This window comes from Halorientalis persicus (assembly GCF_900110215.1).
Taxonomy (GTDB): Archaea; Halobacteriota; Halobacteria; order Halobacteriales; family Haloarculaceae; genus Halorientalis; species Halorientalis persica.
The window spans coordinates 16,856-31,267 of record NZ_FOCX01000025.1; the positions used below are offsets into that span (position 1 = coordinate 16,856).

Below are 14,412 nucleotides of genomic sequence, written 5' to 3' on the forward strand. Positions count from 1 at the left end.
GACCCTGTGGGTCAGTCGTCTGACCACGCCCCAAGGCCGGATTGTTCGCTTTCAGTTTGGTCAGTTGGGACTACTGCTGAGTTGTAGCCGCCTTCCTTTCCATCGTTTTTCTGGTTCCACACAAGCTGTGTTTTCAGGTAGTCAACCCGTTCGTTATACGCATTGATGTGATCACCCACCTCGGACTCAGACACGCCGAGACGGATGAGCAATTCTTCCAACTTCGATTTGTAATTGTAGAGCGTTTCAACCCAGAAGTGCGAATCATAGAGCGGAGACTTAGTCTTCTGTAGGGTGAGAAGAATTGTCTCGATACTGTGGTCTGGGAATGTAGCACGCGGTAATGCGGCGATCTGGACGATATTTTCTCGAAGGAGTACGTCCCTGAACGGCGCAAATGTGTCCCGCAGGAGCGCCTGTTCGGGAAGAATGACTGACATCCAACCGCCGACCTTCAGGTGGTTAATCATAGCTTCGGTGAAGGGGGCATACAGTGGGAATGATCCCTCTGTTGAGTTGTACTGCTCCCGGTATTGGTCGCGAAGACCCGTGTCGATGTTTTTGTATCGAGAGTACGGCGGGTTCGCGATAGCGAAGTCGAACTTGGTGTCGAAGTCAGCGGTGAGGAAGTTCGTTTCTTTGATGGTGACGTCTCCGTGGACTGGCGTTTTCTCGGCCGTTGCTCCTGGCGGATATGAGGGTGTGTGGGCTCGACGTGAGTCGTCTGAAAGCGACGGGGTATGTGGCTCGGATTTACCGAACCGCTGGTCCAGAAATCCAGCCCGGTTCTCATTTGCCTCGACGAGGTGAGCGTCTGGAAGCGGCTTCCCTCTCACACTGCAGTATCGTTTGACTGCTGCGAAGAGAGGGCCACGCCCTGCCCCCGGGTAGAGAAGATTTGTTTCGTTGTCGTCGTTGTTGTGAATGCAACTCAACAGTGAGAGCGCGACTTCATCACTGATTGCGGGCGGTGTTGGGACGAATCCATCTTCCGCTGGCATATATCACTTTCAGTGGCAGGACCACAATGCCCCGTCCGTTCTATCGGTGTAGGGGCGCTATTTTGCTGTCATCGGAAGAAGGTCTATATATCAGGAGTTACTCACGTTGGATTGATGTACGACCTGACTGCCTTCCAACGTGACCTTTTGTATGTAATTGCAGGGTTGGATCAGCCCCATGGTCTCGCGCTCAAGGAGGAACTCGAGACGTACTACGAGGGCGAAATTCACCATGGCCGCCTGTATCCGAACCTCGATACACTGGTCGAGAAAGGACTCGTAAGCAAGTCCTCGAAAGACCGGCGAACGAACGAATATACCATTTCCAACCGCGGAGAGCGTGAGATTGAGACCCGTCAGAAGTGGGAACAGAAGTATCTCTCTGACTCAATTACAACGTGATGATCTCGTCGGGATCGCCGTAACCGATCGGTGCTTCGTTCCAGATACAGATTCGTGGCCGTCCGTGGGACGCGCCGAAGTCAACGACGACCCGGCCGTCTGAGATACCAGGAATGCGAAGCACCTCTGTGTGATTACCGTCAGGCTCGATGCCACACCGAGACTGGAACTCAACCCCGTCGCTGTCCTTGTTCTCTTGGAACCGGACGAAGACCTGGTCGCTGTTTCGGGGATTGACCGCGTCGACGGTGAATCCCTCGACGTTGCTCGCGATGAATCCGTTGTTCAGCGGATCGTGGCCGATCTCGATGAGTGCGCCGACCCGCCGCAGCTGCCCATACAGGTAGAAGTTGGCGACGGTGGCGTCGTCTAGAGCCTGCTGGAGCCGATCGACCCGGTCGAGGTCTCGCTTCACTTCGTCTTTGGTCATCCGGCTGTTGATGAGAGCAACCGGACCGGCCCGTTCGATGACGTCCTGCTGTTCGTACGTTTCTTTCTCCAAGTCATTGGCGTCGTGTATTTCTCCCATGTGTTCACTAACCTCGCAAGGACGACAACTCGCGGTGGCGAGAACGGGAATTTCAGTGCTTATCAGCACTTCTCCAAGCGCGTCAAGGTGTGCGTAACAGTTTTCCGAGATCCCTGGAAAATGAGATGCATGGAAGATGGACTCGGCAACGAACGAGTTGACTTGCTCGGCACGACCGCTGATGACCTTGTGGCAATCGGGCGTCTGCTTGAGTCGCCGAGGTTGGCGCATATCTGGTTTACTCTCTTTGTGGAGGGAGGTATAGAGAGGGAGAATTCAGACTCAAATCCGTTCCTGTGGGATGGCCTTACGGTAAAGGAAATTCAGGAATCAACTGACGCTGACATCCCTGAATCGACTTTGTATGAGGATATCGACGAGCTGGTGGACATTGGTGCTATTCGTGTGAAATCAGATATTCAACCTCGCGGGTATGAGGCGAAGTTCTTCCAAGCTGATGGGGATAGCATTGATCGCACTGTTGGCGGCGGTCTCATAGGACCTGGCTACATCGGTTTAGTAGGAAAATCGGAGGTCAATGATAGCGTCGCTCAATTCCTCGACAAATACCGGTATGAGGACCTGAACAACGTTCTTCAGATGCTGCGGGCTGATATGCGAGGGGTGCTGGATAGGAGTGTTCAGGAAATGGTTCCTGAAGCTGATGATGCTGATATCGAAGCGGTTCTTCCTGTACTCGAGGACGTGTTTTCGGATGTCAGCCGTCACCCGCTTGTTGATTCAAAGTACTTTCCGGATGAAGTGAGGGGGTAGGCTGTTCCTCCCCTTCACGTTAGTCGTCCGAGTTGGCTCTGCCATTCCCTGCATTTTCTCCCGGTGTGGTTCCAGCGCTTGGAGTGTCACTGTCAGTGAACGAGAACAGCGTCGGATCGTGACTGGTCAGTAGGTGTTTGCAGAGTGCTTTTGCCAATGACACGGGGACTGCGTTCCCGATCTGTGCGGTCGTTTCAGTCTTGTTGCCGACAAACTCGTAATCGGAGGGGAAGCCTTGTGCACCCGCGAGTTCTTCCGGTTTGAGCATCCGATATCGAATATCTATCCCGAAGGGGTAGCACTCGGGGATCACGAGCGCGAATCGGTCCTTGGTGGTGACGGTCGGGAGCGGTTCGTTGATCGGGTTGGGGCTTCCCTGCCCGTAGAACTCGTCGATGAACGGCTGAATTAGACCCGGCTGAGAGCCGGTTGCCGTGACGGTGGGTAGTGGATCGTCGAGATCGTGGGTTCGTGGGCGCTGGCCAGCGCGCTCGCTGTAGAAGGGCACGAGGTAGGACTCGACCAGGTGTCCGTCATGATTCTTCGCAGTGACAGTGTGAAGGGGTTCTTCACCCGGATTATACCCAGGGTTGCTGTGGAGTCCACGTTGCCGTCCGTTCCGCGGCAGGACGAATGGATCTGGGTTGAGCATCTGGAGGGCCCCGGTTGTCGTAACGGTGTTCACGGGCTTCTCTGATGCTTTTCGCGGAGCGGCCCCGCTGTGCTGTCCGAGGATAAACGGATCGGCGTTCAGGAGACTGACCGCGCCTCTCGTTGCGATGGTGGGCAGGGGCGATTCATCGACTGCCCGTGCCACTGAGTTCGAATGCTGGCCGAGGACGTAGGGCGTTGCGAGCGCGAACTTTTCGCCACCGGCAGTAATGGTATCGAGGGGGGAATCGACGGGCTTGGCCGTACTGGTGCCGTAGTACTTGACGAGAAACGGTTCACACCGTTGTTCCATCACTTCGCCGGCGTTGGCTGCCGGGACTGGTCGGTCTTGTAGCTCCCGAACTTCGTCGCGAGTGATGCCGTCCAGGAAGTCGGCGAACGGTTCAAGCGAGTCGTCACAGTACCGTCGGAGCCCTTCTGCCACCCGGCTCATCGTCGTGTGCTTGAGCGGTTTCTTGTTGTTGGAGACGCCCCGCTCCCAGATGCTCTGTCCGGGATCGTCCCAGTCGATGATTTCGCTGGCCGTCCGCCACGGTTTGGTGTCGCCGTGTCCGTCTTCGGAGTGCGTCGGGTCGGGGAACGTGGGCTTGCCGTCGCGACGGGCGACGATGAACAGCCGTTCACGGCTGGTCGCATCGCCGTAGTCTGCGGCGTTGAGAACTTTCCAGTCGACGCTGTACCCGTGGGCGTGGATGCTGTCGACCCAGGCGCTGAACGTTTCTCCGTTCCGCGATGGGGTTCCATCAGCCTCAAGCGGTCCCCAGCTGGCGAACTCCTTGACGTTCTCAAAGAGGACGATCTCGGGCTGGAGTTTCTGAATGAACGTCAGAACGTCCCACGCCGGCATTCTCTTCTGCTTGTCGGCGGGTTTGGAGCCACGTGCCGCGCTCCAGTGGGTACATTCGATGCCACCGCTGAGGATCTTCACATCGGGATTGGGGTCGTCGAATATCTCCCGCGGCTTGACGTTCTGCACTTCGTCGTGGAAGTGACGGGCCCACGAGTGATTGGCAGCGTGGGTTTCCAGCGCCTTCTCGTCGTGGTTGATCCCGACCAAGTCGATACGGTCCTCGAGTAGTTCTCTGGTAGGCTCTGGGGCGTCGACGGCTTCCTCTTTGATGCCCTCGACGAGCCCCCAGCTGAGACCACCGCCGCCGCAGAACAGATCCACGACGCGGATGGTGTTGTCACTGCTCTCTGTCATTGCTCACTTCCGTCGCACTGACTCAATTTCTCAGGCTGGTTTGAGGTCCTCAAACCGGTTCGGGAATCCGCACTCTGGGCAGTGATGAATCGTTTCGTTACCGACGATACGGGTTGATCCGTTGGGCGCGGTTCCACAGTGCTGACAGGCAAACGCGCTCGGTGTCGTACGGATTCGTGGATCGATGTTGGGGTGATTGTGCTGTTGGAGACAGTCCGTGACGATTTCGCTCATCGCCTTCCGGCCGCCGATCTCGAAATGGTCGGATAGGGAGTAGTTGTGTTTTGATTGCTGCCCATCGACGTCGTATACTGAGAGGAACGAGAGCCCACCTGGACCGCCAAGATCAGTCTCCGACACGTTCGCAGTCGTCGGGATGATCCGATTGAGTGTGACGAAGGGGTGGACCGGAATCCACCATGCGTTGACGATAACCGTCTCGCGGGCTACTCGGACAGCTTCGGAAAAGAGGGCTACACGCTCCTCGTACGGTATCTTCCACGGCGGGTCGGTGATGACGGCGTCGACGGCGCCGTCTTGGAGGGGGAGATTGCGACCGTCGCCAAGGTGTGTGGCTGCTGTCTGCCCCGTCCCCCCTCGATTCGTGTATTCTTTAGTGAGGTCGATTCGAATATCACCGAGGCGGTTGCTTCCGCAGCAGATGTTCGCGACCGTGCCGGCGTCTGCAACTAACTGTTTGACCGTTTCGCGTAACTGCTCGTGCCACGCCCAGCCTTCTCGGAATCCGCGTTGTTCCTCGTCGGTGTCGAACGGACGGGGGAGTCTTCTCGGAGGGCCTGTTCCCCTGCCCTGCTGTTGCTGCATGACCACGCCCCCATCACCCCGTGTCTCTCCTGACTGAGGGGTCCAACTGTCTTCGAAGGTGGATTGGACCCGCGAAAATCGAAGATAGCTTTGCGGCGGTTCGAAGCCCAGTGGGTCCAATAGGTCAATCTGCTCCATCTGTAGCCGGTCTGAGTCCGGGACCCATTTCGCCGAGGAAAGCAGCGTCCCGCCCGTCGCCAATAGTTCCGAAAGGCGGTGGAATTCGGTTGGCCGGGCGAACCATGCCATCTTCGACTTCGTATAGATGATCGAGTCGTACGTTGGCGACTCGTCTGGAAACCACTCGTTGGCCTTCACAGCATCGGCAGTCGTCGCGCTTGACACACGAACCGTGGGCTTGCGCCCAGTTACCTGTGAGACGACGTCGGCGTACTCTTGGGTACGGTCTTCGCATCCGCCGACGACAAGCGTCTCTCCGGAGACGTGCTTACCTAGGTAGTCTCGCTCTGCCGTCGCGACCGTATCGAGGGGGCCGGACAGGCGGCCGTGCAACAGGCCGCGATCGGCGTCAGAAAGTGGAATGGGGCGCATCTTTAGACTCTCTGGTGATTAGTCGGCCAGTTCTTGCGGCATCGCGACGAGCGAGCCGAACGTCTCCTGGGCATTGTAGACGCTCGTCAGCCACTGGGCGACGAGCAGCAGGCAAATCTCGGCCTCCTTCTCGTCTTTCACGGTATAGCCGCGTCCGTGCTTGCCCCCGTTCTCGTGGATTGTCTGGTCGATGTCGGCAACGTGGTCCCGATCGTGGAATTTGAGGACCGTGTGCGGGTCGGTTCTCGTCTGTTCCGAAAGCGACTCCGGCAGCGGGAGGTGTCCGAATCGGGTCTCGTTCGTGAACTGTCTGAGATCGCTCCGGGGAGTGACGACAGCGGGGAGTTCGTCGTGGTCGCCGCTCGCGACGATTCGGTGTGCCCGGTACATCTTCTGGCCGGGATGGTGTCCCCACGGATCGATTGGGAGACACTCGACCGTCGTTCCGCTTTCGTGGACTAACCGAACGAGTAGGCAGATTCGCTTCACTTTTGCGGGCTGGCGGAAGCCGGCTTTGTCGACGTGCCAGTCTTCGCTCGTGTGTTGATCGATGTACCAAGCCACATCTTTGATCGTGTGGCCGGTCTGGTCGTCTCGCGGGGGGACGTGTCCGTCTTGAACGTCCTCTCCCGAGATGGTCCGGAAGTCAGGCATGGTTCAATTGGATCGCTTAGTCTCAATCCTGCGCCGGCGATCAGGGGGCAACTACGAGTTGTTCTGCGGGGGGTGATCGGTCCCACTGCCCGTCGTTCTCGACGGTGACGGTGATATCGCCGAGGTGCCGGAGGTTCTGTTGGACGGCATACAGTCGTCCCTCTTCGTCGACGCAACTGAGCGACACGGCTTCCGGATCTTCGGGGTCGAAGATGGATTCGGTTCGCGGGTCGTCGACTGCGATAACGTCCGCCTGGACTTCTGGACGCAATTCGGCGGGGACGCCGAGTGTGTCGCGGAACTCGATAGTGAGGCTGGTTCCTCGCCGTAACTCGCCAAGGTCGATCGGGCGGGCAGCGTGGTCGCCCGTTGCGAGCGAAACCTTCACCCCCGGCGCTTGAGCGTTCGGCCCAGCGGTCGGCTGGACAGCAGAGGCCCGCGCCGGAGCGACGCCACCGTCCGCGGTGTGGATATCGTTGAGCGAGCCCTGGTCGGCGAGTGTCTTGATTTCGTGACGCTCCCAGAGCGTCCCGATGTCGTCGAAGGTTTCCAGAAGACTGTCGGGAACGGCCCCGAAGGCGGCCAACAGCGGGGCGAAAGGCGATGACCCCGACGTATTGCTGAAACTGAGCCGTTGATTCAGGGCGCACAGATAGTCCGCGTCTGCGATGTGTTCCTCGAACCAGTCGGCTGAAAGCCCCGTCGACGCGATGAGACAGACGATCAATTGCACACTTTCTCGGTTAGCTTCGGTGTGGATTTTCTCGGCCCACTCGTCGATCACGCCCCGCTCGAACGGGGGATTCACGTAGACCGCTCCAAACCAGTCTTGCTTGAGGCCGTTGTCGGCAGGCGTGAATCGGTGTTCTGCGATTGGGAATGGTTCCGTCTCACTGCGCGTGGCGGGGTCCAGGTCGAAACCGCCTACCGCATCGGAGAGTCGCCGAGCCAGCCAGCGTGGCGTCCCCCGTTCGTTGCTCCCGCCCACGCCGGGCATCTGTTCAGATCGAGTTTCGTGCGCTGAGCTCTCGTCCGTCTCGGTCTGACTTGGGCCGAAGTTGGAGAGTGTGGTTGACTGCGACTTGTCGGTCATCACCCGGCCCGCAGACCCGCAACGTCCCGATACCAGCCCCCCGTGTCTCCAGTTGCGATATACGTGGGATTCTGAGTCTCTTCGGTTTGCTTGCTCTCTCAGTCGGTTCGGCGGTATTGAGTCCGCGTCTCGTAATCGATGACCTTCGATGGGTCGACGTTGGTCCCATCTACAGCATCGATGAACTGTCTGGCGTTAACAGTCACTGCCTCTGCTGGATCCGCGTCGGCGTCCTCGAGCATCTGCAGGGCAGTCGATTTATCTATCACTTTGGGGTGTTCACTTCCTACCCTTCGTACTCCGGCCACGTTGTCTCCGACGTCCACTCCGTCATCTAATGCAGCCTCTATCACTTCCTGACGGGCTTTTTTAGCCTTTTTCTCTAACCGTCTGAACGCATTTCGCATCTCCGCAAGCGCCCGGACATTACTCGTGTCGATGCCGTCATCAATTACGGCCTCGGCGTAGTTGGCCGTATCTTGGAGTTTTCCGGGGTCGGGGTGTACCATCGTGTCTAGATCGTTAGAGTAGTCCACCTGTATAGCTTACTGCAATCTCTGGGGCCGGGATGTTCATCGACTGCGCTTTCAAACACATTTCCAAAGACCACAGAGCGTGTAGAGAAAGGCATCGGAGGTTCCTATTTGGAGAGGTTATCGTGCAGAAACCCGATGGATTCACGTCGGGAATTATTATTTGACCGGGGCCACGACGACCGCTCGTTCTGGTCCTTCGAGCAACAACTCCTCGTGCCCGCGGAAGTAGATCGTGTACCGATCCGGATCGTAGAGCATGGCTCGTTCGGTCACCCATCCCAGCGCCCGTTTGAGAAGACCTTCTCTGAATAGGGGTCCGAATTCCTTGTTATGGAGCGTCCCGCCTTCTTGGAGCTCCTCCCAGTCCTCGAAGCCGTATGCTTCGGGAGGGCTGATCTGCTTTTGAGCAGTCGCTTTGAGGTGGTCATCGTTGTCGACGACCTTCCCTATCCCTCTGCCCGCTCCTGGAACGATGGTAGCCTTCTTGACGGTTGTCGTTTCTCCCTTTTCCCATACCACCTGCTCAGGAAGATTGGGTAACGGTAGTCCGTTGTGTTGCTCCACCACTTCTTCCAGGTGCTCTCGTGCCGACGGGCGTGACAGGAACGTCTCGCCACATTCGCAGCTTATCGTCTCGTTCTGACCGAAATAGCCGTCAGTGTCCTGTACTTCAATGATGTTCCCCCCTTCGATCAATATCTCGTCTTCGAAGTACTGCTGGTACTCGATAGAGATGCTATGCTTTGCGGCGGGGACGTCTAGCGAAACGGTCCCGTCTTCGGGCTGGTTCGCGCTTTCGCTCATGACTCACTCCGGTGGCTGTACCCCAATGCTCGACGAGCTACAGGTCCGCCAGCGAGGATTGTGACGTGTCTTCTTGATCGGGGACATCGACGTCGACGGACCGGGACTTCGGTTTCGACTCGATCGGGGCCGATGCCGGGTATTCGGTGGGGGCGTTCACTGACTGCAACCAGTCGAACGTTTTCACTACCTGATGTTCACTCCCGGCTGCAGTTTTGTTCTCACCCGTACAGTTCTCTCTGAGCGCTCCGATGGACGTGTAGCCGTGATACGCAGTATAGAACCAGAGATGTACCTCGACGCTATCGCGTAGCAGATACTCGAAAAGCGGCGTCCTCGTGGCGGCCTGCCGCTTGGCTTTCCATTCGGTGAGCGACACGCATTCGACGCCGACGTGCTGATGGTTGTACCCAGCGACGGCGAGGCGTTGCTCCGATGCAGATGTGAGGCGACGGAGGGGTCCGAAGCCGTCGAACCCGTGCTCGACCGGGACGACGTCTTCTCCGAGCGCCTGGGCAGCTGGCGTCAGCCGGTGCGGGATTTCGTCAATCCCGCGTTCTTCCTCCGTTGCCCAACCGCAACGATCACAGATTGGCATCGATCCGTCGCCACAGATTGGACACTCCCGATCGTCGGTCTCGGTTGCCATCGTTCACCTCTGCTGCCGTTCCGCAACCTGCATTACTGGATCTCCGAAAGCGTCGTCTGCTCGCTTGCGTCGGCCTGATGACTGACCGCGGCCTGGGCAGTTGGTTCCCCTACATTCGCGAGGGGGTTATGGACCTCCTCCTCGTCGACGATATCGGCTCCGCAGTCAGGACAGCAGTAGGTTTCACCATCTTCGATGAGCGTATCGAAGGGGAGCTCCGTTCCACAGTCGATGCAACGGTAGTCGTATGGGCCGTAGAGCGCTTGTTCTCGGTTAGACAGCTGTAGGTCCCAAATGTTGAGTGCAGTCCCCTCACAGTGCCGACAGCGGCCCGAGAGCTTGGCCGCTGGACGGCCTGGGTCCAAGACCTTTCCACAGAGGCATTTGATTCGGACGTACTCGTCTACGTCGTAGTCTCCTGAAGTGTAGTCTCCAATGCTAGTGACTGTCACTCCGGTCGTATCGACGTCGGGGTTGATTGCCGCGGCTTCTGAAATAACAGCATCGACGTCACGGCGGTAGTCGCGATAAGCGATGAGCATGTTCACCCAGTTGAAGGAGGGATACTCGGGTTTGCGGTAGTTGACCCACTCGTCTTGGAAGTGTTTGGGGCCCTCGTGGGCTGTCGTTGTCGCGTCGTAGTAAAGCCGAGAGTCCCACGCATTGCTATCGACACTATCGAGTGCAGCAAGGATGTCTGGTGAGTTCATCACGGTCTGCTTGACGCCAAACCCGTGCAGATCGACGCGAGAGGGGAGTGCGTCACGGACCCGTAAGACTGTATTGCGGATTCGTTCGGTTTGGCCGCGCCGGCACACGCTACCGATCCCCATCTTGTCGGTGATCAGTCCGTGGTCCTGCAAGAGATCCAAATGCTCCAGGTACTCTCGCACGTCGTAGCCTTGGAGTACGGCGACAGGGTCGGCGTCGAGTCCGCGGTTCGATGCAGCTTCGATCGTTTCGATGTGGTCGCGGAGTGTCCACTGTTGATGTTGCGTCACTGACCGGTCCCACCGGCGGAGTAGATCCGGTTCGCAGGCCCAGTCCCTGAGTGCGAAATGCTCGATCAGGTCGTCACGCTCTTCGATAAACGTGATATAATCAGAAATCGAGGTCTCGTATTCAGGGTTTGAGGAAAGCGTCGAATAGCCGCCTGAGTCCAGAATCCAACTGGGCCCGTCCCAGGGTTCGTTCATCTTCGTCGCGTAGGACACCATCGCGTATTCCGGGGCGTTGAAAGCAGCTGGATCAAACGGAGTTTCATCGAGTGTTTCCGTGTGGTCGTCTTTGGACAAAGCCCGAAGTGCCTTCCTGGAAGACCCAGATGAGACTGTCCAGACGAAGTCCAATTCATCGGGTGAGGGCATCGAAAATCTCCACTACCCCCGCCGACCCCCAACTCCGTGTCTTATCGTACTGATGGGGTCTGTACCCCGTTGATCAAACTGTATCTACTTCGGGTAGCTCTCGTCACCGGGGAAACCAATCTCGTCGGGATTCTCTGCGATGTCGTAAGCGATCTGGTCGATTGCCTTTACGTCACCACTGATCCGAAGCAGTCGGTTGATGGCTTCGTCGTACACTTCGTTCCGTTCTCTGTTTTCGTTCTCGAAGTTCTGTTCGAGGGCCTTGCGAAAGCGAGTCCGTGCGTGACTGCGGGCTGCATCTCCCATTACGATCACCCAGATTGCCATGACCCAACCCAATTTCACTTAGAGATAATGTAAAAACGGCAAATATCGCACCCCAAGACGGCCAAATTCGGAAATATAACGGAACCATTTTCACTAGTGAGAATCTGACTTCACATGGTGGCCGCGGAAATCGGCCACAATGGATGAGTTCCAAAGGAGCGTGTGACTTCGGGGATTTCCCCGAGGGCTATTGGACGACTTTTCCAGCATTCGCTCAATCTCTAAATCGCTTCTAGACGGGCGTAGAGTACTTCAGAGACGGTTTATTGAATAATAATCTACTGAGTTTATTGACCGGTTTGCCAATTGATTTAGTGGCTTATCTATCCATTGACGGACTGGCCTGTCTGATTATGGCTAAGCTGTCTAATCGGTTGGTGGATAACGCGTTTAATTAACCAGGCTGGTATATGAATGTCTGACGTAGTTTTTTATTAGATGATGGAGTAGTCTCCGGTATGCCACGTACGTATGTGTGGTGGTCTGAGAGTGGAGGTCCCGGTAAAACAACCAATGCGATGAACACTGCTGCAGCCATTGGGCGAGATGACTACGACGTTTTAGTGATCGATCTTGACCCGCAGCGGGGTGCGCTCACTCACTACGCAGGATTTGGGCATCTCGATCATGACACCGAGGAAAATACGGTTGAGACGACTATCATGGATGTCTTTTTCGAGGGGACGGATCCGCACGAGATAATGGTCGAAACCCCGCATTTCGATCTATTGCCAGGACATGAAAGCCTCGCCAACTTCGACTCGAAACTCGACGAAGCCGGGTTCTATGGCCTTGATCGGTTTGGCGTCATCCGAGACATCATCGAGGACCTTGCCAGTGAGTACGACTATTTCTTGGTGGACTGCAATGCTGCTCTCGGCGAGCTCGTCGACAATGCTGTCTTCGCGGCGCGAAATGTGATGGTCCCCCTGGAACTGAGCCCGAAAGGCCGGGCGTCACAGAAGGGGCTGGAGGCTACGATCGACGCTATGAGTTCTGGGTTTGATGGCGTCGGCGTTGACATTGCGATTGCGGGTGTGGTCCCGTCTCGTGTCGGTAACGCCAAGATTTTCGAGGAATACCGCGAGGAATTCGAGGGTGACGATATTCCTATGAGTCCGTTCTCGATTCCCGAGCACAGCTTGCTTCGATATACGTGGGACAAGAACATGGACATCTTCCAGTTCATCGACTCGGATGAGACTCGCGATCTCCGCGAGTACGAAGAACACGTCCCGCTCGCGTTCAAGGTCATTGGCCGCTGGATGACCGGCGATTACTCCTACGATGAGGCTGTCGAGAAGTGGGACGACGTGAAAGACGAGCGGATGGGCGACGCTGAGCCGGAGAAACTGCTGGACGAAGGCGATTCTTCAACGGAGGCTGAAGTCTAATGGGGAGTAAGGAAGAGCGTTACAAGGTCGACGGCGTGGATGATGGACTGGATGAAAAAGAGGACGCTGACGGACAAGAATCAGAAAGCAGGACAACTCCTTCGACATCTTCCCAGAGGGCCGAGAATGGGGAGTCTTCGGCTGGTACGGCCGATAAGCAGGCTTCGGACAGTGGTACAGGCAATGAACAGGAAATCCCGCACCGAGTACGGTACGACAGCCCCCAGGAAAACCGGTCTGCCTTGACGATTTATGTTGGTGATGAGGATGAGCGGCGCATCCGTGAATTGGTCCAGCTGGCAGAAGACGAGTTTGATGAAAAGGTGTACGAAACTGATGTCCAACTTGCGGCACTGCGGTGTGACTTGGACGATGACGACTCGTTCCTCACCGAGATGAGGGCTATCGGCTACGGCTACTTCGAGTAGCCTACGGCTGGATCTCGCGAATTCGCTCGCTGTATTCTTCTTCGTACTCTTCGAGCAACTCTTCGAACTCGTCTTTGGCGTCTTCGGCGGTGGGTCCGGACCCTTCGATGGTGATCCGGTCCTCGTCGCGAGTCCCTTCGCCACGCTTCAGCCGGGCTTCGATTCGTGCGCCAGTATCGTCTTCGGGTTCTGCTGACATTGTTTGATTCGGCCGCTCTAAGGCGGCTGCTCCACTCGCAGTCCCTCAACTCAACTGAGCGCCGTTGTCCACTTCGTCTTCGTCCAGTCGTGACTGTAGACCGTGTCAGAACTGGCTGTGACTGTCTTCTCACCCTCGTACTCGAAGTCGGCGGCCTTGTAGCACGTCCCGTCGTTCCCGTCGATACCGGCGAGGGCGATGAGCCGGTCATAGTCCGTGTTGTGGCGCAGCCAACCCCGAACCCGTGCGAGCATCCACGAACTCGTGTTCTGTGGCCGGTTGGGATGGTTCGCAAGACGGGTCAGATATAGTGTGCCGTCGTAATTGTCGATCGAGTTGTTGTGTGGGTGTTCCACGACCGCGGCCGAGGTCAGGTAGCCGTCGACGGTCGCGATGAATGCGTACCGCCAGCCGTGGACGCCATTTTGTCGGTGCCAGACCTGTCCATCCGCTGCTCCGCAGAGAAACTGGTTGACGATTCGATTTGCTCCCTCTCCGTGAATCCGTGCAAAGGCGAGATCACTGCACGTCTCCGCCGTTGGGTACGCATCTTCAGCACCGATCTTTGGCTGTTCCCAGCGTGAGTATGCCCATTCGGGGCTATCCCCTGGACGTTCATTGGGGGTTGGATGATGAGGCATTTCGGGCGGTGGCGTTGTTCGCCAATCATGGTCAGCAGAGTGGACTGCAGCTGCCAGAGGGGCCGCCTTGCAGGGGAGTCGGTTGGCGAACTGTGTGTACCAGACACCGTCCTTCCGGTGAAACCCGACGATACGGTGTCGAGTGTACGTTGCGAAGACCTCTTTGACGTGAGCGTCTCCATTTTCCCCTTCGTATGTATGTTCTTGCGTGTCCGAGACTGTGCGGTGGAATATGTCACGCTCGCCCAGAGACGATGGCGGGTGTTGGACTTCGCCGTCGTTATCTAAGAAGTCCTGTTGTTCGGACTGTCGGAACGTGGTCAGTGCCCGCGTTCCGCCCTGCTGAGAGGTCTTCGGCATG

The 14,412-nt window shown here is 57.1% G+C and carries 17 protein-coding genes; 4 read left to right on the forward strand and 13 right to left on the reverse strand.

The window, feature by feature from the left end; all coding sequences use genetic code 11:
• Positions 1 to 11: 11 nt before the first annotated feature.
• Positions 12 to 1,001 (reverse strand): Eco57I restriction-modification methylase domain-containing protein, encoded by a 990-nt coding sequence (locus BMX17_RS19450; RefSeq protein WP_092663230.1) that lies wholly within the window; start codon positions 999 to 1,001, stop codon positions 12 to 14.
• 114 nt (positions 1,002 to 1,115) lie between these two features.
• On the opposite strand from BMX17_RS19450, the gene BMX17_RS19455 reads away from it, so the two are divergent.
• Positions 1,116 to 1,403 (forward strand): helix-turn-helix transcriptional regulator, encoded by a 288-nt coding sequence (locus BMX17_RS19455; protein WP_092663232.1) that lies wholly within the window; start codon positions 1,116 to 1,118, stop codon positions 1,401 to 1,403.
• On the opposite strand, the gene BMX17_RS19460 is transcribed toward BMX17_RS19455, so the two are convergent.
• Entirely contained in the window at positions 1,393 to 1,932 is a 540-nt protein-coding gene (locus BMX17_RS19460; protein ID WP_092663234.1) for a hypothetical protein, read from the reverse strand. The two genes, BMX17_RS19455 and BMX17_RS19460, sit on opposite strands and share 11 nt — an antisense overlap.
• 129 nt (positions 1,933 to 2,061) lie before the next feature.
• Here BMX17_RS19460 and BMX17_RS19465 point away from each other — a divergent pair, with 129 nt between their 5' ends.
• The gene (locus BMX17_RS19465; protein WP_092663236.1) at positions 2,062 to 2,706 is read left to right on the forward strand and encodes a hypothetical protein; all 645 of its coding nucleotides are present in this window, start codon (positions 2,062 to 2,064) and stop codon (positions 2,704 to 2,706) included.
• A gap of 19 nt (positions 2,707 to 2,725) precedes the next feature.
• Here the strand turns inward: BMX17_RS19465 and BMX17_RS19470 are convergent, their stop codons facing one another.
• The 9 genes from BMX17_RS19470 to BMX17_RS19510 all read right to left on the reverse strand — a co-directional run bounded on the left by BMX17_RS19470 (position 2,726) and on the right by BMX17_RS19510 (position 11,368).
• A complete protein-coding gene (locus tag BMX17_RS19470; RefSeq protein WP_092663238.1) occupies positions 2,726 to 4,582 on the reverse strand; it encodes a DNA cytosine methyltransferase in 1,857 nt (618 codons plus the stop codon).
• A 30-nt stretch (positions 4,583 to 4,612) separates the two neighbouring features.
• Positions 4,613 to 5,959 (reverse strand): TRM11 family methyltransferase, encoded by a 1,347-nt coding sequence (locus BMX17_RS19475; RefSeq protein ID WP_092663240.1) that lies wholly within the window; start codon positions 5,957 to 5,959, stop codon positions 4,613 to 4,615.
• 18 nt (positions 5,960 to 5,977) lie between these two features.
• Positions 5,978 to 6,613 carry a hypothetical protein gene (locus BMX17_RS19480; RefSeq protein WP_092663242.1) on the reverse strand — a complete coding sequence of 212 codons (636 nt, stop codon included), beginning with the start codon at positions 6,611 to 6,613 and terminating at the stop codon, positions 5,978 to 5,980.
• A 40-nt stretch (positions 6,614 to 6,653) separates the two neighbouring features.
• Positions 6,654 to 7,610 (reverse strand): DNA N-6-adenine-methyltransferase, encoded by a 957-nt coding sequence (locus tag BMX17_RS19485; protein WP_170845487.1) that lies wholly within the window; start codon positions 7,608 to 7,610, stop codon positions 6,654 to 6,656.
• 194 nt (positions 7,611 to 7,804) lie between these two features.
• A complete protein-coding gene (locus BMX17_RS19490) occupies positions 7,805 to 8,215 on the reverse strand; it encodes a hypothetical protein (protein WP_139203593.1) in 411 nt (136 codons plus the stop codon).
• 183 nt (positions 8,216 to 8,398) lie between these two features.
• Positions 8,399 to 9,046 carry a hypothetical protein gene (locus BMX17_RS19495; RefSeq protein ID WP_092663248.1) on the reverse strand — a complete coding sequence of 216 codons (648 nt, stop codon included), beginning with the start codon at positions 9,044 to 9,046 and terminating at the stop codon, positions 8,399 to 8,401.
• A gap of 37 nt (positions 9,047 to 9,083) precedes the next feature.
• Positions 9,084 to 9,695: a hypothetical protein gene (locus tag BMX17_RS19500; RefSeq protein WP_092663250.1), complete on the reverse strand. Its 612-nt coding sequence runs from the start codon at positions 9,693 to 9,695 to the stop codon at positions 9,084 to 9,086.
• A gap of 32 nt (positions 9,696 to 9,727) precedes the next feature.
• The gene (locus BMX17_RS19505; protein WP_092663252.1) at positions 9,728 to 11,062 is read right to left on the reverse strand and encodes a zinc ribbon domain-containing protein; all 1,335 of its coding nucleotides are present in this window, start codon (positions 11,060 to 11,062) and stop codon (positions 9,728 to 9,730) included.
• Between the two features lie 84 nt (positions 11,063 to 11,146).
• The gene (locus tag BMX17_RS19510; protein WP_139203594.1) at positions 11,147 to 11,368 is read right to left on the reverse strand and encodes a hypothetical protein; all 222 of its coding nucleotides are present in this window, start codon (positions 11,366 to 11,368) and stop codon (positions 11,147 to 11,149) included.
• A 479-nt stretch (positions 11,369 to 11,847) separates the two neighbouring features.
• On the opposite strand from BMX17_RS19510, the gene BMX17_RS19515 reads away from it, so the two are divergent.
• Together BMX17_RS19515 and BMX17_RS19520 are read left to right on the forward strand one after the other, a co-directional pair.
• Positions 11,848 to 12,783: a ParA family protein gene (locus BMX17_RS19515; RefSeq protein WP_092663256.1), complete on the forward strand. Its 936-nt coding sequence runs from the start codon at positions 11,848 to 11,850 to the stop codon at positions 12,781 to 12,783.
• On the forward strand, positions 12,783 to 13,211 hold the full coding sequence (locus tag BMX17_RS19520) for a DUF7970 domain-containing protein (RefSeq protein WP_092663258.1): 429 nt from the start codon (positions 12,783 to 12,785) through the stop codon (positions 13,209 to 13,211). The genes BMX17_RS19515 and BMX17_RS19520 overlap by 1 nt, the downstream gene beginning before the upstream one ends.
• 1 nt (position 13,212) lies before the next feature.
• Here BMX17_RS19520 and BMX17_RS19525 read toward each other — a convergent pair whose 3' ends face one another.
• Together BMX17_RS19525 and BMX17_RS27720 are read right to left on the reverse strand one after the other, a co-directional pair.
• On the reverse strand, positions 13,213 to 13,410 hold the full coding sequence (locus tag BMX17_RS19525; RefSeq protein ID WP_092663260.1) for a DUF7389 domain-containing protein: 198 nt from the start codon (positions 13,408 to 13,410) through the stop codon (positions 13,213 to 13,215).
• 50 nt (positions 13,411 to 13,460) lie between these two features.
• Positions 13,461 to 14,411, reverse strand: a complete 951-nt coding sequence (locus BMX17_RS27720; RefSeq protein WP_449272162.1) for a Mom family adenine methylcarbamoylation protein — start codon at positions 14,409 to 14,411, stop codon at positions 13,461 to 13,463.
• Position 14,412: the final 1 nt, after the last annotated feature.